Origin of the sequence: Erwinia sp. B116 (assembly GCF_002865965.1) — a bacterium.
Classification (GTDB): domain Bacteria; phylum Pseudomonadota; class Gammaproteobacteria; order Enterobacterales; family Enterobacteriaceae; genus Erwinia.
In genome coordinates, this window is the sequence record NZ_JRZZ01000014.1 from 19784 (window position 1) to 40867 (window position 21084).

Here is a 21084-nt window from a genome sequence, read left to right on the forward strand (position 1 = left end):
AGGGCGAAACCCGCCCGGTTAACCCGCAGGAAAACCGCATGATCGTGCTGGGTGCGCTGGAAGCGGTGGACTGGGTGGTGAGCTTTGAAGAGGATACGCCACAGCGGCTGATCGCCGGCGTCCTGCCGGATCTGCTGGTGAAAGGCGGTGACTACAAGCCGGAAGATATCGCGGGCAGCAAAGAGGTGTGGGCCAACGGCGGCGACGTGCGCGTACTTAACTTCGAAGACGGCATCTCAACCAGCAACATCATCAGGACCATTATCACCCGCAAGGGGGGATAACCGGGCACCGGGCGGCTGTCCTGGGGCAGCCGCAGGAGAACGGCGGGCGCCTCCGGTTAACTGCTGAGCGCCAGCGGCGTTCACGGCAGGTATCAGGTTAACCGCCGTGGACAAACGGCTGTCAGCGCGGACCTGTGGTTTGACCGCCCTGAACAACCGCTTATCCTGGCTGGCCCGCAGCGATGACGGCTTTGGGAGGGAATTGTCCCGCAGAGCCGATCGCGGAGCGTTTACGGCCCGCCTGGCGTCCGGTCAGAGCGGTTTTTTCAGGTCGACAGGCTGCTCCGGCTCGGCCGGTGCTGCGGCAGGGGCGGAAGCGCTGCCGGGTACGGCTGCACTCGTCGCAGTAACGACAGGTGCGGCGGCCGGACGGCTTTCCAGCACGGCAAGCCGCTGTTCCAGCGCCGCCAGCTTCTCACGGGTGCGCAGCAGCACCTGCGTCTGCACGTCAAACTCTTCGCGGTTCACCACATCCAGCCGGGTCAGCTGCGCCTGCAGCGTCTGGCGGATCTTCTTCTCAACGTCATCACCCAGCTCACGAATGCCCTTCGGCATGGATTCGTGAACCTGACGGGCCAGTTGTTCAATTTTTTTCGTGTCAATCATGACGGCTTCCTGGTAGTGACGGGTATCGCTTAAGTGTAATCCCTGATGGCAAAAGGATAAACCGGAAAACGCCGTTAACGGCATCTGCGATCGACCAACGCGGTGATTATGCTGCGCGGCTCACCGCCACCGGCGAGAGAATCGGCCTTTTTCAGGGCCGGTTAGGGTGGCTAAATCCGCACGGTGGATAACAATTTGCGCGTTTTGTTCGTTGCCGCGCCAGTTTAACGGCGTTATAGTATTCAGGCTTATTCTCAGGGCGGGGCGAAATTCCCCACCGGCGGTAAATCAGCGTCAGCTGAAAGCCCGCGAGCGCTTCAGGAGCCATTCTGAAGGTCAGCAGATCCGGTGTAATTCCGGGGCCGACGGTTAGAGTCCGGATGGGAGAGAGTAACGGCATCCGTCGGGCTTGTGCCCGCCTGCGTTATTTTTTTGTCACTTTCTGACACTCCTAAGCACGCCCTGGTTCTGGTAACCCATACATTTATTAAGGTTTATTTACCATGAATCAGTCGCTACTTTCTGAATTTGGCACGCCTGAACAGCGTGTAACCCGTGCTATCGCAGCGCTGCGCGAAGGCCGCGGCGTGATGGTGTTAGACGATGAAGATCGTGAAAATGAAGGCGATATGATCTTCGCCGCCGAAACCATGACCGTCCAGCAGATGGCGCTGACCATCCGCCACGGCAGCGGCATCGTCTGCCTGTGCCTGACCGAACAGCGCCTGGAACAGCTGGATCTGCCGATGATGGTGCAGAACAACACCAGCTCTTACGGCACCGGCTTTACCGTCACCATCGAAGCGGCGCAGGGCGTCACCACCGGCGTTTCCGCCGCCGATCGCCTGACCACCATCCGCACCGCGATTGCCGACGACGCTAAACCCAGCGACCTCAACCGCCCGGGGCACGTGTTCCCGCTGCGCGGCCGTGCCGGTGGCGTACTGACCCGCGGCGGCCACACCGAAGCCACCATCGACCTGGTGACGCTGGCGGGCTTCAAACCGGCGGGCGTACTCTGTGAGCTGACCAACGATGACGGCACCATGGCGCACGCGCCGGAAGCGGTGGTGTTCGCGAAGCAACACGACATGCCGGTGGTGACCATCGAAGATCTGGTGGCGTACCGCCGCAGCCACGAGACGCAGCAGGCCAGCTGATCCGCGTAAGGGCCGGCTCCGCTGGCCCTTTTCATCTTCAAATTTCCTGACTATCTCCATCAGGCTTATCCGAGTTTTTCCCGGCCTGAAAGGGCGTAATGTGTGCTCATCAGAACAAATTACCCCTGGGAGCAATATCATGAGCCATTCCCGTATGCCTGCGCTTTTCCTTGGCCACGGCAGTCCAATGAACGTGCTGGAAGAAAACCCATATACCGAATGCTGGCGTCATCTGGGCGAAACCCTGCCGCGCCCGAAAGCGATTATCGCCGTTTCCGCCCACTGGTACACGCGCGGCACCGCGGTGACCGCGATGGAGAAACCGCGCACTATCCACGACTTCGGCGGCTTCCCGCAGGCGCTGTTTGATACCCGCTACCCGGCACCGGGATCGCCACAGCTGGCGCAGCAGATCGCCGACGCGCTGTCGCCGGTTATCGTGCATCAGGATCTGGAGTGGGGCTTCGACCACGGATCCTGGGGCGTGCTGATCAAAATGTACCCGAATGCGGATATCCCGGTGGTGCAGCTCAGCGTCGACGCCACCAAACCGGCGGCTTATCACTTTGAACTGGGCCGCAAGCTGGCCGCGCTGCGCGAGCAGGGCATCATGATCGTCGCCAGCGGCAACGTGGTGCATAACCTGCGCATGGTGCGCTGGGGCGGCGGCGAGAACTACCCGTGGGCCGAGTCATTCAACCAGTACGTGCGCGACAACCTGGCCTGGGAAGGCGAAAGCGAACAGCATCCGCTGGTCAACTTTATGCAGCACGAAGGCGCGGCGCTCTCCAACCCGACGCCGGAACACTACCTGCCGCTGCTCTACGTCCTCGGCGCACGCGCCAAAGGCGAAGCCGTCTCGATTCCGGTGGATGGCATCGAGATGGGATCGCTGAGCATGTTGTCGGTGCAGGTAGGCTGACGAACCACCAAAGTGGCTTTCAGTCAGGCAACTCAGAAGTTAAAGCGATGGGAGCCCGTACACGGAGCAAAGCATCACGGGCCAGGGAAGGCCCGTGCTGAGCTGTCATGGATGACGTTTTTTGCGTCTTTGCGGAGCGTACGGGCTCCCTGAGCAGGTCACGGAGTTGACGGTTTTACCTTCAGACGATTCAGAAGTTGAAGCGAAGGGAGCCTGTACACGGAGCAAAGCATCACGGAACAGGGATGTCCCGTGCTGAGCTGTCATGCATGACGTTTTTTGCGTCTTTGCGGAGTGTACGGGCTCCCTGAGCAGGTCACGGAGTTGACGGTTTTACCTTCAGACGACTCAGAAGTTAAAGCGAAGGGAGCCTGTACACGGAGCAAAGCATCACGGAACAGGGATGTCCCGTGCTGAGCTGTCATGCATGACGTTTTTTGCGTCTTTGCGGAGTGTACAGGCTCCCTGAGCGGGGCACCTTACAGCAGGGGCACCTCACTTCCAGCCAGTTACTCAACAAACGTATGCGGATAGAACCGGGAAAGATCCTGAGTGATCAGCTCGCGATCCTCGCGAATACCGATCCCGGCCGGTTGATCGTTAACCAGCCAGCTGCCGATCAACGTATAGCTGTCGCCAAACTTTGGCAGCGGATGGAACTGCTGCACGATCATCCCTTCCTCCCCGTACGGACCGTCTGCGCGGGCGATCTCCTTACCGTTCTCCACGATGCGAATGTTCGCCCCTTCGCGGGAAAACAGCGGCTTGATCACGTACTTATCCATATGCGGCACGTTATCTTCGGCGAAGTAAGCGGCCAGCAGATTCGGGTGATCGGGGAACATCTTCCACAGCAGCGGCAGCATCGCTTTATTTGAGATAATGCTCTTCCAGCCCGGCTCCAGCCAGCGCACGCCGGCGTCGGCCAGCTTGGTGGAGAAGATCTCGCGCAGCATAAACTCCCACGGATAGAGCTTAAACATATTGCCGATCACCTGGTCGTGCACGTCGGTAAACTGGCCTCTTTCACCCAGCCCGATCTCATCCATATACAGGAATTCGCTCGGCAGCCCGGCTTCGGTGGCGCAGTCCTGCAGATACTGGATGGTGGCGCGATCCTCATCCGTATCGCGGCAGCAGGCAAAGTGCAGCCAGCTGAATCCGTGCTGCTGATGCAGCTCGCTGAAGCGGTCGATCAGCTTCTCCTGCAGGCTGTTAAACTGGTCGCTGCCTGTCGGCAGCTTACCGGCTTTAAGCTGATCCTCCAGCCAGATCCACTGGAAGAACGCCGCCTCATACAGCGAGGTTGGCGTATCAGCGTTATTCTCCAGCAACTTAGGTGCAGACTGACCATCCCACGCCAAATCCAGCCGCGAGTAAAGCGACGGCTGGCCGCTTTTCCACGAATCGCGGACGAAATCCCAGGTGTGGTTTGGAATGCGGAACTTCTCCAGCAGCTCTTCGCTGCCGGTGACCAGATCCACCGCCTGCAGGCACATCTGGTGCAGTTCAGCGGTAGCGTCTTCCAGCGTCTCGATCTGCTGCAGCGTGAACTCATAGTAGGCATCCTCACACCAGTACGGCTCGCCGTACATGGTATGAAAATGAAAACCGTACTCGTTGGCTTTCTCGCGCCAGTCCGGGCGCTCGGCAATCGCAATACGTTTCATGCGGCCTTAGCCCCCGAAGCTGCGGCTGGTGGTGCCGGAAGAGCGGCTGCTGCTGTTATTGCTGCTGGCGCTGCTGCGCTGCATGGTGTTCTGTTTAGCGACCGACTCGCCAAAGCCGCCACGGGTGGTGGTGGTGGTGGTCGCCGGTTTCGGTGCCATCGCGCTTTTCGGCACGGTGGCGGTACGGCCCGGAGTTGCCGCGCCGTAGCTCTTACCGCTGGCATCGACGTACTGGCCGGCGGCCGGGCTGCCTGCCGCTTTCGGTGAGAACAACGGCTGCTGCTGGGTGGCGCCGCCGCTCATCATGCGGCCCATCATATAACCGGCCATCAGCGGCATCCAGAAGCTGCCGCTGGACTGGTTTTCCGCGTTGGTGGTGCCCACGCCGGCCTGCGCCGGTGCGGTCTGCTGGCACTGGCCTTCGCCGAACTCGGCCACGCAGTCTTCACGGCTGGCGTATTTTGGCGCGGTCTTCTCGGCTTCCACTTTGGCCTGGTTAAAGGCGGTGGTGCACTGCGCGCCCTGGCCCGGGTTGGCCTTCGAACAGTCGTCGGCGTTCTGATACATCGAGACGGTTTCGTCCGCCTGCTCACAACCGGCCAGCATAATGACGGCGGTCACCGCCAGCGCCACCGGGGTAAGGTGGCGTGCGCTCCAGCTCTTGCGGAAGGAGGCATGATTGATCTGTTTAGTCCGTTTCATCGTATATTTTCCTTTGCCCAAAGATAACGACTAGGATAGGGGAATAGCGGTGGAAAATGAAGCGATCGTGAGGGATTGCGGGCTTATCTTTACCAAGCTATACGTTTGATTGTGAACGGCCAGACGTTCTGCGGCACAGAGCGTAAAAAAGGGCAGCCCGTGGGCTGCCCTGGATAAAGAATACCTTGTAAGAATTAGCTGACCGGCTTGTGCTGAAACCGGGCGACTCTGCTAACCGTTACTGGCCGAACGGGTTACCGCTGGCTGGTTTGGCCGCCGCCGGACGGATAGCCGCCGCGCGGGCCGGCTCTGCACCGTCAGCGCGGGCGTCCTGCCCGGCGTTCTCCGGTGCCACCTGCGATGGCGCGGTGCTGATATCCTTGCCGAGGTGGCTGTTCAGCACCTGCAGATCTTCCTCGTTCAGCGTACCCAATGCCGATTTGATATTCAGCTGGTTGATCATATAGCTGTAGCGGGCGTTAGCCAGCTGCTGGCGAGCGTTGTACAGCGTGGTGGTGGCGTCCAGCACGTCAACGATGGTGCGGGTACCAACCTGATAACCGGCTTCCATCGCGTCCAGTGAACTCTGTGACGACACAACCGCCTGCTTGTAGGCGTTGATGCTGCTGATTGAGGCATTGACGTTGTTAAACGATGAACGCACGGTCTGCACCGCAGTACGGTGTGCGCCTTCCAGCTGCTCGCTGGCGGCAACAAAGTTGTACTGCGCCTGTTTCACCTGTGAACTGACCGAGCCACCGCTGTAGAGCGGCAGCTTAAAGCTTAAGCCGACCTGGTTGCTACCGGTGATCGCGTCATTCTGTGTTGCGCGATCGCCAGTGTAACGGTTATTGCTCAGGCCGGTTGAGGCGGTCAGATCCAGCGTGGGCATATGACCAGTTTCTGCTGAACGGATCTGCTCGCGCGCCAGATCCTGCGTGAGGCGGGCGGAGAGCAGGCTGAGGTTACGGCTTTCCGCCTCTTTCAGCAGCGCGTTGACCGGCTGCGGCTTGTCAGTTTTGAAGCGATCGACGTTCAGTGAGGCCAGGCTCGGGTAGTAGTTGCCGGTCACCTGACGCAGGGTTTCTACCGCGTTATCCAGATCGTTACGCGCGGACACTTCATTAGCCAGCACGGTATCGTACTGTGAGCGGGCGTTCTGCACGTCGGTGATCGCCACCAGACCAACGTTAAAGCGCTGGGTAGTTTGATCCAGCTGACGGTAGATCGACTGTTTCTGCGCCTCAGTATAAGAAAGCGTATCGATGGCGTTCAGCACATTGAAGTAGGCGGTCGCGGTATTAAGGATCAGCGTCTGCTGCGCGGTCTGATAAGAAACATCCTGAATGCCTGCCGTTTTTTCCTGCAGAGTCAGCGAGCGCCATTTTGACATATCAAAGATGGTCTGCGTCAGCTGCAGCGAGGCGCTTTTTGTAGTGCTTTTTGAATCGCGGGCATCGCGGTAGCCGCTGTTATAGGCGTAGTCAGCCCCAAGGCCCAGCTGTGGCAGCAGCGGACTGCGCGCTTCGTTGATTTTCTCAAAGGCCGCGTCGCGGTCGGCTGCAGAGCTACGAAGGTCCGGGTTGGATAAACGCGCCTGCTGATAGACCTGCAACAGGTTTTCAGCCTGGCTGGTGACGCTGAAGCCGCCCAGGCTCAGACCAATAAATAAAGGGAGCAGTTTGTTCATTCGCATTCCTTGTAATGCAGCGAAATTGCTAGGGTAGCGCTGATATGAGCCGAAAAATTATCGCCGATTCTAACAGACAGCATCGTTGCCGTAAGTTGGCTAGAAGTGCCATTCTGCCTAAATTTACGCAAATAATTCACTAAGAACCAGACTATCGGTACGTTACTATTGCATTTGTAGATAAGAGCACGATTACAGAGGAGAAGTCGTTATGGCCGCTGAAGAGAAATTTCCAGTGACTTTCACCAAAAACGATGTAGAAATTATTGCACGTGAGACCCTGTATCGCGGTTTTTTTTCGCTGGAACGCTACCGCTTCCGCCACCGCCTGTTTAACGGTGAGATGAGCGGTGAGGTCAGCCGCGAAATTTTTGAACGCGGCCACGCCGCAGTGCTGCTACCCTATGATCCCGTGCGTGACCAGGTGGTGCTGATCGAGCAGATCCGTATCGCCACCTGGGACACCAGCCCGACGCCGTGGACGCTGGAGCTGGTCGCCGGCATGATCGAAGCCGGTGAAAACGCCGAGCAGGTGGCCCGGCGCGAAGCAGAAGAGGAAGCCGGCCTGACGCCGGGGCGACTGAAACCGATCGTTAACTACCTCTCCAGCGCGGGCGGTACCACGGAACGGCTGGCGGTTTACGTCGGCGAAGTGGATGCCAGCGTGGCGCAGGGAAACCATGGCCTGGAGGACGAGAATGAGGATATTCTGGTACACGTGGTCAGCCGCAGCCAGGCTTACCAGTGGGTGGAGCAGGGGAAAATTGATAATGCAGCCGCGGTGATTGCCCTGCAATGGCTGCAGTTGCACCATAAACAGCTGTGTGAAGAGTGGAAACCTGAATAATGAAGCGTTACGTCCCCGATTTTCCTGAAATGATGCGCGTCTGCGAAACCAATTTTGCCCAGATGCGCCGCCTGCTGCCGCGCGACGATCGCACTGGTGAATCGGTGGCTTATCAGGTAAAGGGTGCCCGCTATCAGCTTACCATCCTTGAATCCACCCGTTACACTACGCTGGTGGAGGTCAGACAGACCGCCCCGGCGGTCAGTTACTGGAGCCTGCCATCAATGTCGGTGCGGCTCTACCATGATGCGATGGTGGCGGAAGTGTGTTCCACGCAGCAGATCTATCGCTTTAAAGCACGCTATGATTACCCGAATAAAAAGCTGCACCAGCGTGATGAAAAACACCAGATTAACCAGTTTCTTGCCGAGTGGCTGCGCTACTGCTTATCTCATGGCGCGATGGCCGTTCCGGTGTGTTAACCCTGCTGCGACTGCGACAGGTACGTCGGCAACCTTAAGGACTTTGATTGGAAAGCCTGTTAAAACTTCCTGTGGCGAGTGGGTCCAGAGTCAGGATTTTACAGATAACGGATACCCACCTTTTTGCAGGTAAACACGAAACGCTGCTGGGTGTGAACACCTGGGCCAGTTATGACGCCGTGCTGGATGCCATCGCTGAGCAGCAGCGTCATATCGACCTGATCGTCGCCACCGGCGACCTGGCGCAGGACCACTCCCCCGAAGCCTATCAGCACTTTGCTGAGGGCATTGCACGTCTGCCGGCACCTTGTGTCTGGCTGCCGGGCAACCACGATTTTCAGCCGGCAATGTTCAACACGCTGGCCGCCACCGCCAGCATCAACGATCAAAAACACGTGCTGCTGGGTGAACACTGGCAGGTCGTGCTGCTGGACAGCCAGGTGTTTGGCGTGCCGCACGGCGAACTGAGCGAGTACCAGCTGGAGTGGCTGGAGAGCGTGCTGGCCAGCGCACCCGAACGGCACACGCTGGTGCTGTTGCATCACCATCCGCTGCCGTCCGGCTGCTCGTGGCTCGATCAGCACAGCCTGCGCAATCCGCATATGCTCGACTGCGTTTTACAGCGCTATCCGCTGGCAAAAAACCTGCTGTGTGGCCATATTCACCAGGAGCTGGACCTGATGTGGCACGGCCGTCGGGTGCTGACCTCACCGTCGACCTGCGTGCAGTTCAAGCCGCACTGTACCAACTTCACCATTGATGCGCTGCCGCCGGGCTGGCGCTGGCTGGATCTGTACGACGACGGCCGGCTGGAAACCGAGGTGGAGCGTCTGACCACCCAGCGGTTCAGCCCGGATCTCGACTCAGAAGGATACTGACCGATGGCCACGCTGCTCTACCTGCACGGCTTCAACAGTTCACCGCAGTCGGCCAAGGCCACGCAGTTCCGCGCATGGCTGGCCGCGCAGCATCCGGAGATCCGGCTGCGGGTGCCGCAGCTGCCGGCCTTTCCGGCCGACGCCGCGGCGCTGCTGGAGGAGCTGGTGCTGGAGTCGGCAGGTGAGCCATTAGGCTTAATCGGCTCCTCGCTGGGCGGCTACTACGCCACCTGGCTGTCGCAGTGCTTCACCGTGCCGGCGGTGGTGGTCAACCCTGCCGTGCGGCCGTTTGAGCTGCTGGCGGATTTCCTGGGCGAGAACCAGAACCCGTACACCGGTCAGCAATATGTGTTAGAGTCTCGCCATATTTACGATCTAAAAGTGATGCAGGTCGACCCGTTAGAGTCACCGGATTTACTCTGGTTGCTGCAACAAACGGGAGATGAAGTGCTCGACTACCGTCAGGCTCTGGACTACTACAGCGCCTGCCGCCAGACGGTTGAAGAGGGCGGAAATCATGCTTTTATCGGATTCGAACGTCACTTCCCCGCCATACTCGACTTCCTGGGATTATCCCACCAGTGAGCCGAACCGGGAGAGGGGCAATCATTTTTAGCCACCACCAATCAGATTCATACAATGACTCAGTCCAGCTATAACGCTGATTCCATTGAGGTTCTCAGCGGCCTTGAACCCGTGCGTCGCCGCCCGGGTATGTACACCGACACCGCGCGCCCTAACCACTTAGGCCAGGAAGTGATCGACAACAGCGTGGATGAAGCGCTGGCCGGTCACGCCAAACGCATAGAGGTGATTCTGCACGCCGACCAGTCGCTGGAAGTGATCGACGACGGGCGCGGCATGCCGGTGGATATCCACCCCGAAGAGGGCGTGCCGGCCGTTGAGCTGATTTTCTGCCGCCTGCACGCCGGCGGCAAGTTCTCCAACAAAAACTATCAGTTCTCCGGCGGCCTGCACGGCGTGGGCATCTCGGTGGTCAACGCCCTGTCGCGCCGCGTGGAAGTGACCGTGCGCCGCAACGGCGAAGTCTATGAGATGGCGTTTGAGAACGGTGACAAGGTGCAGGAACTCGCCGTCACCGGCACGGTGGGCAAGCGCAACACCGGCACCCGCGTGCGGTTCTGGCCGGACGTCTCCTTCTTTGACAGCCCGCGCTTCTCCGTCTCGCGCCTTAAGCACCTGCTGAAGGCCAAGGCGGTGCTCTGCCCGGGCGTTGAGATCGTCTTTAAAGACCACGTTAATAACACCGAGCAGAGCTGGTGCTACGCGGACGGCCTGACCGACTACCTGATGGAGGCGGTCAACGGCCTGCCGCTGCTGCCGGAAAAACCGTTCGTCGGCGCCTTCGCCGGTGATGTGGAAGCGGTGGACTGGGCGCTGCTGTGGCTGCCGGAAGGCGGCGAACTGCTGACCGAAAGCTACGTTAACCTGATCCCGACCATGCAGGGCGGCACCCACGTCAACGGCCTCCGCCAGGGGCTGCTGGACGCGATGCGTGAGTTCTGTGAATTCCGCAATATCCTGCCGCGCGGCGTCAAACTGTCGGCCGAGGATATCTGGGACCGCTGCGCCTACGTGCTGTCGGTGAAGATGCAGGATCCGCAGTTCGCCGGCCAGACCAAAGAGCGACTCTCTTCCCGTCAGTGTGCGGCCTTCGTCTCCGGCGTGGTGAAAGACGCCTTCAGCCTGTGGCTGAACCAGAATATCCAGATTGCCGAGATGCTGGCGGAGCTGGCGATCTCCAGCGCCCAGCGCCGCATGCGCGCGGCGAAAAAGGTGGTGCGTAAAAAGCTCACCAGCGGCCCGGCGCTGCCCGGCAAGCTGGCAGACTGCTCCGCCCAGGATCTCAACCGCACCGAATTGTTCCTGGTGGAAGGGGACTCGGCGGGCGGATCGGCCAAGCAGGCGCGCGATCGTGAATATCAGGCGATCATGCCGCTGAAGGGGAAGATCCTCAACACCTGGGAAGTGTCGTCAGACGAAGTGCTGGCCTCGCAGGAGGTGCACGATATCTCGGTGGCGATCGGCATCGATCCCGACAGCGAAGACCTCAGCCAGCTGCGTTACGGCAAAATCTGCATCCTCGCCGACGCCGACTCGGACGGCCTGCACATTGCCACGCTGCTCTGCGCGCTGTTTGTGCGCCACTTCCGCAGCCTGGTGAAAAACGGCCACGTCTACGTGGCGATGCCGCCGCTCTACCGCATCGATTTGGGTAAAGAGGTCTGGTACGCGCTGGATGAGGAAGAGAAGGCCGGCATTCTCGAACAGCTGAAGCGTAAGAAGGGCAAACCGGGCGTGCAGCGCTTTAAAGGCCTCGGCGAAATGAACCCGCTGCAGCTGCGCGAAACCACCCTCGACCCGAACACCCGCCGCCTGGTGCAGCTAACCATCGGCGACGACGACGTCGATCAGACCATGGCGGTGATGGATATGCTGCTGGCCAAGAAGCGCTCCGAAGACCGCCGCAACTGGCTGCAGGAGAAAGGCGACACGGCGGAGATTGAGGTTTAAGCCCCGCCGGGCTCGCTATCAGTCCCCCCTTGCGAATCGCCGTGAGCAATTGCAAGGGGGGGTAACAATAATGGCATTATTTTCATCTCCTTATCACCCTCAAAGCCGTTCACTCCTGGCACTATTCCCAAACTGCGCCGCCGCGTTATAACTTTTCCTGCATAGCATATAACAAATCCATTGATTGAAATCCGGGCAGCCGCATTGACTCCTTTCTGAGCGCGGAGGATTATGCGAGCCTTGTTCGTTACTATGCATTAACCGGATGATTACGCATTTAACATGCTTAGTCCTGATGATAGTAATGTTTTGTTACTCAGGCTTCCGCCGCGTGGAGGCCCGCCAGGGAAATCGTTATGTCGCATCCTGTCCCTTTGTCCGCAGCAGACGGCCTCACCGCGCTGGAGTCCCGCCTGCGCGAGGATCTTTCGCTGCTGGAACTGCCCGCTAAATCCTGGGTGCCACCCCGAGAATACCAGGGGCAGCCGGTGCGCGACGTGGTGGTGATCGGCGGTGGTATGTGCGGTCTGGCGGCCACGGCGAAGCTGTTGCTCACCGGCATCGACAACGTTGTCACCTATGACGCCGCTCCGGCGGGGCAGGAAGGGCCGTGGGTGACCTTCGCGCGCATGGAGACCCTGCGTTCGCCGAAAACCCTGCACGGCCCGGCGCTGAGCCTGCCCGCGCTGACCTTCCGCGCCTGGTTTACCGCGCAGTGGGGCGCTGAAGCCTGGCAGGCGCTGGATAAAATCCCGAAAGCGCAGTGGATGGATTACCTCGTCTGGTATCGCCACGTGCTGCAGCTGCCGGTGCGCAACGGCGTGCATATGACCGCCATCAGCGCCGCCGACGATCTGATCGCTATCGATCTTGCCGGTGCTGAAACCGGCCGCGTTTACACCCGCCGGCTGGTGCTGGCCACCGGCCGATCCGGGCTCGGCGGCTTTGCGGTGCCGGACTTTCTGCAGGGCGTGGATCGCCGCCTGTGGGCGCACTCCGCCGATGAGATTGACTTCGGCGCGCTGCAGGGCAAGCGCGTGGCGGTGATCGGCGCGGGTGCGTCGTCAATGGATAACGCGGCGACCGCGCTGGAAGCCGGTGCCGGCCAGGTGGATCTGCTGATCCGCCGTCGTGAGATGCCGCGCATCAACAAAATGACCGGCATCGGCAGTCAGGGCGTGGTGCACGGCATGCACCCGCTGGACGACGCGTGGAAGTGGCGGTTCGTTGACTACACCAGCAGCACCCAGACGCCACCGCCGCGCTCTTCAACGCTGCGCGTCTCACGCCACGCCAACGCGCGCTTCTTCCTCGACTGCGGCATCAACGCGGTGCGTGAAGAGACCGGCGGCCTGCGGATTGATACCACTCAGGGCGAACTGCGCTACGACTACCTGATCGCCGCCACCGGCTTTACCAACGACTTTAACGGCCGCCCGGAGTTCGCCGCCATCGCGCCGTATATCCGCAGCTGGGCAGATGGCCGCTACCGGCCGGAAATGGGCGCACCGCGCCCGGCGATGCTGGCCGCACCGGACCTCGGCCCGGCGTTTGAATTTCGCGAAAAACAGCCCGGCAGCTGTCCGCTGCTGGCAAACATTCACTGTTTTAACGACGCGGCGATGCTGACCCACGGCAAAGTTTCCGGCGATATTCCGGCGGTCAGCGCCGGTGCCGATCGTCTGGTGCGCGGCATTGCCGCCTCGCTGTTTGCCGAAGACGTCGCGACCCATTACGCCAGCCTGCAGGCCTTCGATACCCCGGAGCTGCTGGGCGATGAGTGGGTGGATTCCACCCCATTACTGAAGGAGAACGCGTTGTGACCGACGCTATTGATCGGGCCGCTGGCCTGACCCCGGACGATGCGCTGTACCACACCCGCCGCCTGCGACCGGTGTTTGTTGACGGTGCCGAGCAGTGCCGCCAGTCGGTGCTGCTGCCGCAGGATGGCCTTGGCCTGAGCGCGGCGCTACGCCTGGCGCTGGCCCGGCGTATCGCTGCGCTGAACGACGATGCGGCGCTGGTGGCGGACTTTGACGCGCAGCTGGCACAGCAGCAGCCGGACGCCGCGCTGCTGGCGCTGGCCGCCGGGGAAACCCCGGCCGATGCACTGCTGGCTGCGCTTGCGCGCCACACCGACCGGGTGACCCTGACCCCCGCCCACGCTCAGGCCAGCGATATCCGTCTGCTGGAGCAGGCCGGGCTGAGCAACCCGCAGATTGTGGCGCTCTCCGAGCTGGTCGCCTTTGTCAATTTCCAGACCCGTATCGCCGCCGGCCTGCGCCTGATGAGGTCCGTATGATCCCGCTGATTAGCCTTAAGCCGCTGAGCTGGCACCCGCATATCGCGCCGCTGGATCTGAATGATGCCACCCCCGCGCAGCTGGAGGCGATGAAGGTAACGCCGTCGAACAAGAAGGTCTCCGACTACGTGCGCACGCTGGCGCACGATCCGGAAAGTTACGTGGCGCGCACCGTGCTGTTCAACGCGATTATGTACGTTGACGGCGGGCTGGATCGCGCCGACCGCGAGCTGGGCGCGCTGGGCGCGTCGATGGTCAACGGCTGCACCTACTGCGCCGTGGTCCACGCCCGGCGTCACGCCCAGCTGACCGACAGCCAGGCGGTGATCAGCGCGCTCTATTTTGACCGTGCGGAAACCCTTGGCCCGCGTGACGCCGCGATCTGGCAGTTTGCCCGCGCGCTCTCGCTCACCCCTTCAGCGGCGACGGCGGAACATATCGCCGCGCTGCGCGCCGTCGGGCTGGACGAGGCGGAGATCGTCGATCTGATCCACGCCATCGCCATCTTCGGCTGGGCCAACCGCCTGATGCACGTGCTCGGCCATGCCGGCATTGAAAAATAACCAGGAGCCACCTGCACATGCTCGAACTCAATAACATCAAGCTGGCCTACGGCAGCAACGAAATCCTGAAAGGCGTCGATCTGTCGGTGCAACGCGGCGACGTGGTGTCGATCATCGGGCCGAGCGGCACCGGTAAAACCACGCTGCTGCGCTGCATCAACTACCTGGCGAAACCGGCCTCCGGCACCATCGCGCTGGACCAGATCCGCATGGACTATCAGGCACCGGATAAAGCGGCGATCCAGGCGATCCGCCTGCGCACCGCGATGGTGTTCCAGCAGTTCAACGTGTTCCGCAATATGACGGTACTGGAAAACGTGATGGACCCGCTGGTCGTGGTGCAGCGCAAGTCGAAGCAGGAGGCCCGCGAGATCGCGGTGCAGGAGCTGGAGCGCGTGGGCCTGTCGGCCAAACTCGACCACTATCCTTCCCAGCTCTCCGGCGGCCAGCTGCAGCGCACCGGCATCGCCCGCGCGCTGGCGGTACGTCCGGACGTGATGTTATTCGACGAACCCACTTCATCGCTTGACCCGGAACTGGTGGGGGAAGTGCTGAAGGTGATTAAAGACGTGGCCTCATCGGGGATCACCTCGCTGCTGGTCACCCATGAGATGCAGTTCGCCAAAAGCATCTCTAACCGCATCGTGTTTATGGATCAGGGCATTGTGGCGGCTGAGGGCAGCCCGGCAGAGATGTTCGAGCGCCCGGCTACGCCACGCCTTGCCCAGTTTCTTAACGCTGAACACGTTATCTGATCATGAAAGGAAACCGAGACATGCCAATCACTTTCGCTTTGCGTCGTCTGGCTCTGCCTGGCGCCGTTGCCCTGACCCTGCTGACCGCCGGTCTCGCCCACGCGGCGGAGGCGGTTCGCACCATTAAAATCGCGACCGCTGCCGAATCCAAACCGCTCTCCTGGGGCGCGATTGGTCACGAACCGGAAGGCTACGAGCCGGACGTGCTGCGCGCGATCAACGCTAAACTGCCGCAGTACAAATTTGTGCTGGAAGGCGCGGCGGATATCGCCCAGGAGACCGGCCTGGTGACCGGCAAATATGATGCGGCCACCGGCGGCTATTACAGGAACCCGGCCCGCAGCAAGCAGTTCCTGATCCCTGACAGCCCGCTCGGTGCCAGCCTGATGAAGATCTACAGCCGCAGCGACAGCAACATCAACGGCATGAAGGATCTGGTCGGTAAAAACATCGTGCCGGTGACCGCCGGCGGCGGAGTCTACAAGTTTGTTACCCAGTGGCAGCAGGAGAACCCGGGCGACAAGGTGACCATCAAAGCCTCCAGCGCCGGTATCCCTTACCCGGACCGCCTGAAGGAAGTGCAAAACGGCAAATATGACGCGCTGATCCTGCCGTCTAATCTGGGCGAGCAGACGGTAATCGATAACCAGAAGCTGAGCATTAAAGCCAGCGAGCCGGTCTCGATCAACAACACCTATGTGCTAATCCACCGCGATGATGAGAATCAGGCGCTGAATGACGATATCGCTAAGGCGCTGAAAGAGCTCAGAGAAGACGGCACGCTGGATAAGCTGTCGCAGAAGTGGTTCGGCGAAGACGTCGTTAAGTACATCAAGTAACCGATTTACCGCTGGCCGCTGCTGAGCCGGCCAGCGGGCAAAGCTGAACTGCCATTGAGGAGTGTTTCACCGTGCATCTTTCGACCATGATCCCCGAACTGCTCTCGGCTTTGCCGTTGACGCTGGCGATAATGTTTGTCGCCCTGATCGTCGGTTTTGGGCTGGCGCTGCTGGCCACCACCCTGCGCGTGCGCCGCGTGCTGCTGCTCAGCCAGCTGGCCGACCTGTATGTCTCCTACGCGCGCAGCGTCCCGGTGGTGCTGCAGCTGTTTGTCGCCTACTACGGCCTGCCGCTGGTGGCCGGTCTGTTTGGCATTAAAGATTTCTTCTCAGCAGAGGTGGCGTCGATGGTCGGGCTGAGCCTGTACCACGGCGGCTACCTCTCTGAAGTGATACGTCCTGCCTGGCTGGCGGTCGAGCGCGGCCAGCACGATGCCGCCGACAGCCTCGGCTACCCGCTGCGCCATAAAATCCGCCGCGTTATCGGCCCGCAGGCGCTGCATATTGCGCTGCCCGGCTATGGTAACGCGGTGATCTACCTGATCCACAACGTGGCGCTGGTGATGTATATCGGCGCGGCCGACGTGATGGCCACCGCGCACCTGATTATGGAGCGCGACTACAACCAGTATCAGTTTGGTACCTACCTGGTGCTGGCCGTGCTCTACTCGCTGCTGTGCCTGGCAGCGTGGCTGGTGGTGCGCTTCTTCGAGGCGCGTCAGGGGAAATACACCCGCGAAGGGGCGGCGAAGGTTAAATTCACCGCCAGCGTCTGACTAAGAGAGTAAGACTATGTTTGATACCGATGTGTTGCTGCCGGACTTTCTGAGCATTCTCGACGCCGTACCGGTAACGCTGCTGATGGCGGTGACCATTTTCCTGCTCTCCACGCTGCTGGGCGGGCTGTTTGCGTTGGTAGAGCACAAGCGCATCCCGCTGCTGCGTCAGTTGGTCATCGGCTATAAGGTGGTCTTCAAAGGCGTGCCGATGGTGATCGTCATCTTCCTCGCCTACTACGGCCTGCCGCCGGCGCTGCACTTTATCGCCGGGGCGCTCAACGTCGAGGTTAACGCCCACTCGCTGCCCAACTGGGTGATCGTGATTGTGGCGCTGACCGCCTGCGTAGCGGCGTTTCAGGCCGAGGTGGTAAAAGGGGCGCTGAACGCCTTTGACAGCGGGCAGGCCGATGCCGCGCATTCGCTGGGCTACAGCGGCTGGCAGCTGTTCCGCCGGGTGCTGTTCCCGCAGATTATCGTTTCGGCGATCCCCGATCTCGCCAACGCGTTTATGGTGATCATGAAGGCGCTGTCGCTGGCCTTCGCCATCGAGGTGGTCGATATCTTCGCCCAGGCGCAGCTGACCGCCGCGCTGAACTTCTACTACCTGGAAGCCTTCCTGGTGGCGGTGGTGTTCTATATGGTGATTGCCTGGGTAGTGACCAGGGCGGCCGATAAAATCGAGGCGCGGCTGCGGGTGCGGACCTGATCGCAACCAGGCGCCGTAGCGGGTGCGCACCTGGCCGCAAACGCGGGTACGCACCCCATCGCAACCAGAGCGTGGCGGCCGTGATGCTGCTGTGTGGCTGAGCGGGATGAGATGGGTTACTTCGCGCGGTGAATAGGGTTTAATAGCGGGCAACTGCCCGCTATCAGGATCTCCGTGTGAAAATCACCCTTGAAGAGCTGCGCGCCTGGCTGGCAGTGGTCGACAGCGGGTCGCTCACCGCCGCCGCCGAACAGCTGAACCAGACTACCTCCGGCATCAGCCGCGCCATCAGCCGGCTGGAAAGCAAGCTGCAAACCACGCTGCTGCAGCGCACCACCCGGCGGCTGATGCTGACCGATGAAGGGCAGCTGTTTCTGCAGCACGCCCGCCAGATCCTGGATTCGGTTGAAGAAGCGGAAGAGGCGATCGCCCTGCGCCGCGAAACGCCCTCCGGCCATCTGCGCATCAATGCCGCCACGCCGTTTATGCTGCACGCGATCGTGCCGCTGGTGGGCGAATTTTCCCGCCGCTACCCGCAGATCACCCTCGAACTTAACACCGATGAGCTGATGATCGACCTGCTGGAGCAGCAGACCGATATCGCCATTCGTATTGGTGAACTGCGCGACTCGACGCTGCACGCGCGCCTGCTTGGCCGCAGCCGCCTGCAGCTGATGGCCAGTCCGGATTATCTGGCCCGTCACGGAACGCCGCAAAACGTGGCGGAACTGGCGCAGCACCGGCTGCTGGGGTTCAGCTACCCGGAGCAGCTTAACCGCTGGCCGGTGGATGATGAGAACGGCGAGCCGCTGCATATCACCCCGACGATTGCCACCTCCAGCGGTGAAACCCAGCGGCTGCTGGCGGTGCACGGGCAGGGGATTGTGCGCATCTCACACTACCTCAGCCGGGAGGATCAGGCGGCGGGCCGGCTGGTGCCGCTGCTGGAAGCCGAAACGAAACAACTTAGCCACCCGATCCATGCGGTCTGGTACCGCAACAGCGCGCTCTCGACCCGCATTCGCTGCTTCCTCGATTTTCTTAGCGAACAGCTGACGGAGAAGCAGCTGCTGTAGTCAAAGAGCGATCTATCCGACAGCGACATCAGAAATTACGGGCATCGGGTGTATCCGGGTTAGCGGACCGTCGGCGGCCAGGGATGGCCGCCTCCGAGCGCACATGGATGTGTTTATAGCGTGTCCGCGTTCCGGATACACCCGATACGCCGGGCATCTGGACTGGCAGCGACCAGCGCGTAAAGCGAGCCCCCCGATACGCCGGGCATATGAACCGGCAGCGACAGAAGTCCGACGCAAGCCTTACGGCCGGGATTAAGCCTGACCGAATACGGCCGCCAGATGCGTACGCCAGCGGGCGATATCGCCCTCGATATCCGGCTGCTTGATCACGTCGTTGCAGATAAAGGTCGGCAGGCCGTGCATACCGAGGAACTGGTTGGCCTTGTGGAAGTGCAGGTACACGCCGTCCACGCCCACCCCTTCAAAGAACTGTTCCGGGTCGGTAAACGCCTGCAGCGGCGCGTTCCAGGTCAGCGACAGCAGGTAGTTTTTGCCCTGCAGCAGGCCGCCGGATCCGTACTTCTTCGCCGCGTCAGAGCGGGTGCGGCCGTCGCTGGCGTACAGCTTGCCGTGGCCTTCGGTAAACACCTCATCAATATACTTTTTCAGCGTCCACGGCTCGCCCATCCACCAGCCGGGCATCTGATAGATCACCGTGTCTGCGGCGAGGTATTTTTCGATTTCATCGGCGACCACGTAGCCGTCGTCCACCACGGTGACCTCTACGTCGTGCCCGGCGTCGCGCAGGAAGCTGGCGGCCACGCCGGTCAGGGTATGGTTCAGTTCGCCTTTGGAATGGGCGAAGGTTTTACCGGCATCAAGGATCAGAATTTTGCTCATGGGGTTGCTCTCGGTTCATGAAGTTGACGCCATTCTAGCGGGACAGCCACAGCGGAAAAATGCGTGGATGATCACAACATTATTGACTGGACGGCAACAATGATCGGCAAAACCGGGCTGAATCTGACGTGTAAAACGGAGATGACAATGGGTGGGACAACAAAAGAGGTGCGTCCTGCTGAGACAGGCTGTTGGCAGCAAGGGGAGTACCGCTGAGGCTTAACGCAATTTAACGTGTCATTTTTTCGTGCTGTTCGTACTCGCTGTGCTAATAATTGGCTCAGTCGTTTTTTCTAAAGCTGATTTTTAACAGCGGCTTACTATGTTCAGCAGTTTCATCAATCATCCCGTAAACCACAGCAGAATATCGGCTCATTGCGGATGCTGGCACGGGATAACAGGGAAAAGGATAAAGGGGCGAAATGAACAATCACCTGGAGAAGGTCTGGCTGACGATTGATATCGGCGGAACCCGGTTAAAGTACGGCGTGTTTAATCAACAGGGCGAGATCATCGAAAAGCACTCGCGGGCCACGCAGAGTGACTCGCTGGCGGCGTTTCTGGCGGATCTCTATGCCGGGATTGACAGCCTGGCGTACCGCTTCAGCGGCATCGGCATCAGCTGCCCCGGCGCTATCGATCCGCTGAATCAGGTGATCTATGAAGGCGGCGCGCTGCGCTTTCTGCACGGCGTGCGCCTCGGTGAGCTGCTTAACGCACGTTATAAACTGCCGGTGGCGATCGAAAATGACGGCAAAATCGTGGCCTGTGCCGAACAGTACGGCGGCAGTCTGCAGGGGGTGGCAGACGGGGTGGCGATCACGCTCGGCACCGGGGTGGGCGGCGGCATTATCCTTAACCATCAGCTGCGCAGCGGTAACCACTTCCGCGCCGGCGAGCTGAGCTTTATCGTCAGCCGCTTCACCGCCGGTGACGTGCGCTGGGCTGGCCAGCTGGCCTCGGCGGTCAACACCATCAAAGCGATCAACCAGGTCAAAGACCATGCTGACCTGACCGACGGCGAGACGGCGCTGCGCTATGTTAACGACGGTGACCCGCAGGCGCGGGCGATTTTTGATGACTTCTGTCGTGAGGTTGCCCGGCTGTTGTTCAACCTGCACAGCACGCTGGACGTGCAGAAAATCGTCATTGGCGGCGGCATCAGCGCGCAGCCGGTGCTGCTGGAGCGCGTGCGCCACCACTTTGCTCAGCTGGTCGCTGAGAGCCGTCAGTTTGGTGACTTCCCGTTCCCGGAAATTGACCGCTGCCACTATCAGAACGATGCCGCGCTGTACGGAGCCTTCTTTAAGCTAACCCGGCAGGCTGACCCCGCGCTCACGGCGTCGCAGGCCGCTGGCTGAGCCACGGCTGCGTGGGTGAAAGTCGTATGGGTTCTGCGCCACAAACCCGGCGGTTATCGGTGCAGAGCCCCGGCGAATAAGGTACTATCCTCGCCAAACAAGGCTTGTGTGGCACGCAACCCGCTGTAAGCACTAACGCCCGGA

Annotated in this window: 21 protein-coding genes, 1 pseudogene and 1 riboswitch; of the genes and pseudogenes, 17 read left to right on the forward strand and 5 right to left on the reverse strand. The window is 60.6% G+C overall.

The genetic code is table 11. From position 1 onward, the window contains the following. Positions 1-284, forward strand: a pseudogene (locus NV64_RS24035) (bifunctional heptose 7-phosphate kinase/heptose 1-phosphate adenyltransferase); the annotation flags it as partial. Positions 285-536: 252 nt separating this feature from the next. Here the strand turns inward: NV64_RS24035 and NV64_RS11735 are convergent. After that, a complete protein-coding gene (locus NV64_RS11735) occupies positions 537-890 on the reverse strand; it encodes an accessory factor UbiK family protein (RefSeq protein ID WP_056231413.1) in 354 nt (117 codons plus the stop codon). A 246-nt stretch (positions 891-1136) separates the two neighbouring features. Continuing rightward, positions 1137-1286: riboswitch (FMN riboswitch) on the forward strand. Positions 1287-1393: 107 nt separating this feature from the next. On the opposite strand from NV64_RS11735, the gene ribB reads away from it, so the two are divergent. Next, positions 1394-2050: a 3,4-dihydroxy-2-butanone-4-phosphate synthase gene (gene ribB, locus NV64_RS11740; protein ID WP_056231416.1), complete on the forward strand. Its 657-nt coding sequence runs from the start codon at positions 1394-1396 to the stop codon at positions 2048-2050. Positions 2051-2189: 139 nt separating this feature from the next. Next, complete coding sequence (gene ygiD / locus NV64_RS11745; protein WP_056231420.1) at positions 2190-2972, forward strand: 4,5-DOPA dioxygenase extradiol; 783 nt, start codon at positions 2190-2192, stop codon at positions 2970-2972. A gap of 509 nt (positions 2973-3481) precedes the next feature. Here ygiD and NV64_RS11750 read toward each other — a convergent pair. The 3 genes from NV64_RS11750 to tolC all read right to left on the reverse strand — a co-directional run bounded on the left by NV64_RS11750 (position 3482) and on the right by tolC (position 7034). Beyond that, positions 3482-4642, reverse strand: coding sequence for a glutathionylspermidine synthase family protein (locus NV64_RS11750; protein WP_056231422.1), 1161 nt, complete (start codon positions 4640-4642; stop codon positions 3482-3484). A 6-nt stretch (positions 4643-4648) separates the two neighbouring features. Continuing rightward, positions 4649-5344: a DUF1190 family protein gene (locus NV64_RS11755; RefSeq protein ID WP_101505985.1), complete on the reverse strand. Its 696-nt coding sequence runs from the start codon at positions 5342-5344 to the stop codon at positions 4649-4651. A 238-nt stretch (positions 5345-5582) separates the two neighbouring features. Next, positions 5583-7034: an outer membrane channel protein TolC gene (gene tolC, locus NV64_RS11760; protein WP_056231428.1), complete on the reverse strand. Its 1452-nt coding sequence runs from the start codon at positions 7032-7034 to the stop codon at positions 5583-5585. A 211-nt stretch (positions 7035-7245) separates the two neighbouring features. On the opposite strand from tolC, the gene nudF reads away from it, so the two are divergent. From nudF to NV64_RS11825, 13 genes are all read left to right on the forward strand, one after another. Then, positions 7246-7881, forward strand: coding sequence for an ADP-ribose diphosphatase (gene nudF, locus NV64_RS11765; protein ID WP_056231431.1), 636 nt, complete (start codon positions 7246-7248; stop codon positions 7879-7881). Further along, positions 7881-8303, forward strand: coding sequence for a DUF1249 family protein (locus NV64_RS11770; protein WP_056231433.1), 423 nt, complete (start codon positions 7881-7883; stop codon positions 8301-8303). The genes nudF and NV64_RS11770 overlap by 1 nt, the downstream gene beginning before the upstream one ends. Before the next feature lie 47 nt (positions 8304-8350). Then, positions 8351-9181: a 3',5'-cyclic-AMP phosphodiesterase gene (gene cpdA, locus NV64_RS11775; RefSeq protein WP_056231436.1), complete on the forward strand. Its 831-nt coding sequence runs from the start codon at positions 8351-8353 to the stop codon at positions 9179-9181. Positions 9182-9184: 3 nt separating this feature from the next. After that, positions 9185-9766, forward strand: a complete 582-nt coding sequence (gene yqiA, locus NV64_RS11780; protein WP_056231439.1) for an esterase YqiA — start codon at positions 9185-9187, stop codon at positions 9764-9766. Between the two features lie 54 nt (positions 9767-9820). Continuing rightward, positions 9821-11716 (forward strand): DNA topoisomerase IV subunit B, encoded by a 1896-nt coding sequence (gene parE / locus NV64_RS11785; protein WP_056231441.1) that lies wholly within the window; start codon positions 9821-9823, stop codon positions 11714-11716. A gap of 356 nt (positions 11717-12072) precedes the next feature. Further along, a complete protein-coding gene (locus NV64_RS11790; RefSeq protein WP_056231443.1) occupies positions 12073-13539 on the forward strand; it encodes an NAD(P)-binding domain-containing protein in 1467 nt (488 codons plus the stop codon). Next, positions 13536-14018 (forward strand): hypothetical protein, encoded by a 483-nt coding sequence (locus NV64_RS11795; RefSeq protein WP_101505986.1) that lies wholly within the window; start codon positions 13536-13538, stop codon positions 14016-14018. The genes NV64_RS11790 and NV64_RS11795 overlap by 4 nt, the downstream gene beginning before the upstream one ends. Further along, positions 14015-14581 (forward strand): peroxidase-related enzyme, encoded by a 567-nt coding sequence (locus NV64_RS11800; protein WP_056231448.1) that lies wholly within the window; start codon positions 14015-14017, stop codon positions 14579-14581. The genes NV64_RS11795 and NV64_RS11800 overlap by 4 nt, the downstream gene beginning before the upstream one ends. Before the next feature lie 17 nt (positions 14582-14598). Further along, entirely contained in the window at positions 14599-15336 is a 738-nt protein-coding gene (locus NV64_RS11805; RefSeq protein ID WP_101505987.1) for an amino acid ABC transporter ATP-binding protein, read from the forward strand. Positions 15337-15356: 20 nt separating this feature from the next. Next, positions 15357-16175 carry a transporter substrate-binding domain-containing protein gene (locus NV64_RS11810; protein ID WP_056231453.1) on the forward strand — a complete coding sequence of 273 codons (819 nt, stop codon included), beginning with the start codon at positions 15357-15359 and terminating at the stop codon, positions 16173-16175. Positions 16176-16261: 86 nt separating this feature from the next. Beyond that, entirely contained in the window at positions 16262-16951 is a 690-nt protein-coding gene (locus NV64_RS11815) for an amino acid ABC transporter permease (RefSeq protein WP_199177656.1), read from the forward strand. A gap of 16 nt (positions 16952-16967) precedes the next feature. After that, complete coding sequence (locus NV64_RS11820) at positions 16968-17660, forward strand: amino acid ABC transporter permease (RefSeq protein ID WP_056231457.1); 693 nt, start codon at positions 16968-16970, stop codon at positions 17658-17660. A gap of 176 nt (positions 17661-17836) precedes the next feature. Next, entirely contained in the window at positions 17837-18736 is a 900-nt protein-coding gene (locus NV64_RS11825) for a LysR substrate-binding domain-containing protein (protein WP_056231461.1), read from the forward strand. 255 nt (positions 18737-18991) lie between these two features. Here NV64_RS11825 and NV64_RS11830 read toward each other — a convergent pair whose 3' ends face one another. Continuing rightward, entirely contained in the window at positions 18992-19579 is a 588-nt protein-coding gene (locus tag NV64_RS11830; RefSeq protein WP_056231465.1) for an NAD(P)H-dependent oxidoreductase, read from the reverse strand. 422 nt (positions 19580-20001) lie between these two features. Between NV64_RS11830 and NV64_RS11835 the strand changes: the two genes are divergently transcribed. Continuing rightward, entirely contained in the window at positions 20002-20940 is a 939-nt protein-coding gene (locus NV64_RS11835) for an ROK family protein (protein ID WP_056231466.1), read from the forward strand. The last annotated feature ends 144 nt before the right edge of the window (positions 20941-21084 follow it).

Bases quoted from the DNA above. Each gene is read 5' to 3' on its own strand.
- NV64_RS11735 (WP_056231413.1), bottom strand. From the start codon at position 890: ATGATTGACACGAAAAAAATTGAACAACTGGCCCGTCAGGTTCACGAA.
- ribB (WP_056231416.1), top strand. From the start codon at position 1,394: ATGAATCAGTCGCTACTTTCTGAATTTGGCACGCCTGAACAGCGTGTA.
- ygiD (WP_056231420.1), top strand. From the start codon at position 2,190: ATGAGCCATTCCCGTATGCCTGCGCTTTTCCTTGGCCACGGCAGTCCA.
- NV64_RS11750 (WP_056231422.1), bottom strand. From the start codon at position 4,642: ATGAAACGTATTGCGATTGCCGAGCGCCCGGACTGGCGCGAGAAAGCC.
- NV64_RS11755 (WP_101505985.1), bottom strand. From the start codon at position 5,344: ATGAAACGGACTAAACAGATCAATCATGCCTCCTTCCGCAAGAGCTGG.
- tolC (WP_056231428.1), bottom strand. From the start codon at position 7,034: ATGAACAAACTGCTCCCTTTATTTATTGGTCTGAGCCTGGGCGGCTTC.
- nudF (WP_056231431.1), top strand. From the start codon at position 7,246: ATGGCCGCTGAAGAGAAATTTCCAGTGACTTTCACCAAAAACGATGTA.
- NV64_RS11770 (WP_056231433.1), top strand. From the start codon at position 7,881: ATGAAGCGTTACGTCCCCGATTTTCCTGAAATGATGCGCGTCTGCGAA.
- yqiA (WP_056231439.1), top strand. From the start codon at position 9,185: ATGGCCACGCTGCTCTACCTGCACGGCTTCAACAGTTCACCGCAGTCG.
- parE (WP_056231441.1), top strand. From the start codon at position 9,821: ATGACTCAGTCCAGCTATAACGCTGATTCCATTGAGGTTCTCAGCGGC.
- NV64_RS11790 (WP_056231443.1), top strand. From the start codon at position 12,073: ATGTCGCATCCTGTCCCTTTGTCCGCAGCAGACGGCCTCACCGCGCTG.
- NV64_RS11800 (WP_056231448.1), top strand. From the start codon at position 14,015: ATGATCCCGCTGATTAGCCTTAAGCCGCTGAGCTGGCACCCGCATATC.
- NV64_RS11805 (WP_101505987.1), top strand. From the start codon at position 14,599: ATGCTCGAACTCAATAACATCAAGCTGGCCTACGGCAGCAACGAAATC.
- NV64_RS11810 (WP_056231453.1), top strand. From the start codon at position 15,357: ATGCCAATCACTTTCGCTTTGCGTCGTCTGGCTCTGCCTGGCGCCGTT.
- NV64_RS11815 (WP_199177656.1), top strand. From the start codon at position 16,262: ATGATCCCCGAACTGCTCTCGGCTTTGCCGTTGACGCTGGCGATAATG.
- NV64_RS11820 (WP_056231457.1), top strand. From the start codon at position 16,968: ATGTTTGATACCGATGTGTTGCTGCCGGACTTTCTGAGCATTCTCGAC.
- NV64_RS11830 (WP_056231465.1), bottom strand. From the start codon at position 19,579: ATGAGCAAAATTCTGATCCTTGATGCCGGTAAAACCTTCGCCCATTCC.
- NV64_RS11835 (WP_056231466.1), top strand. From the start codon at position 20,002: ATGAACAATCACCTGGAGAAGGTCTGGCTGACGATTGATATCGGCGGA.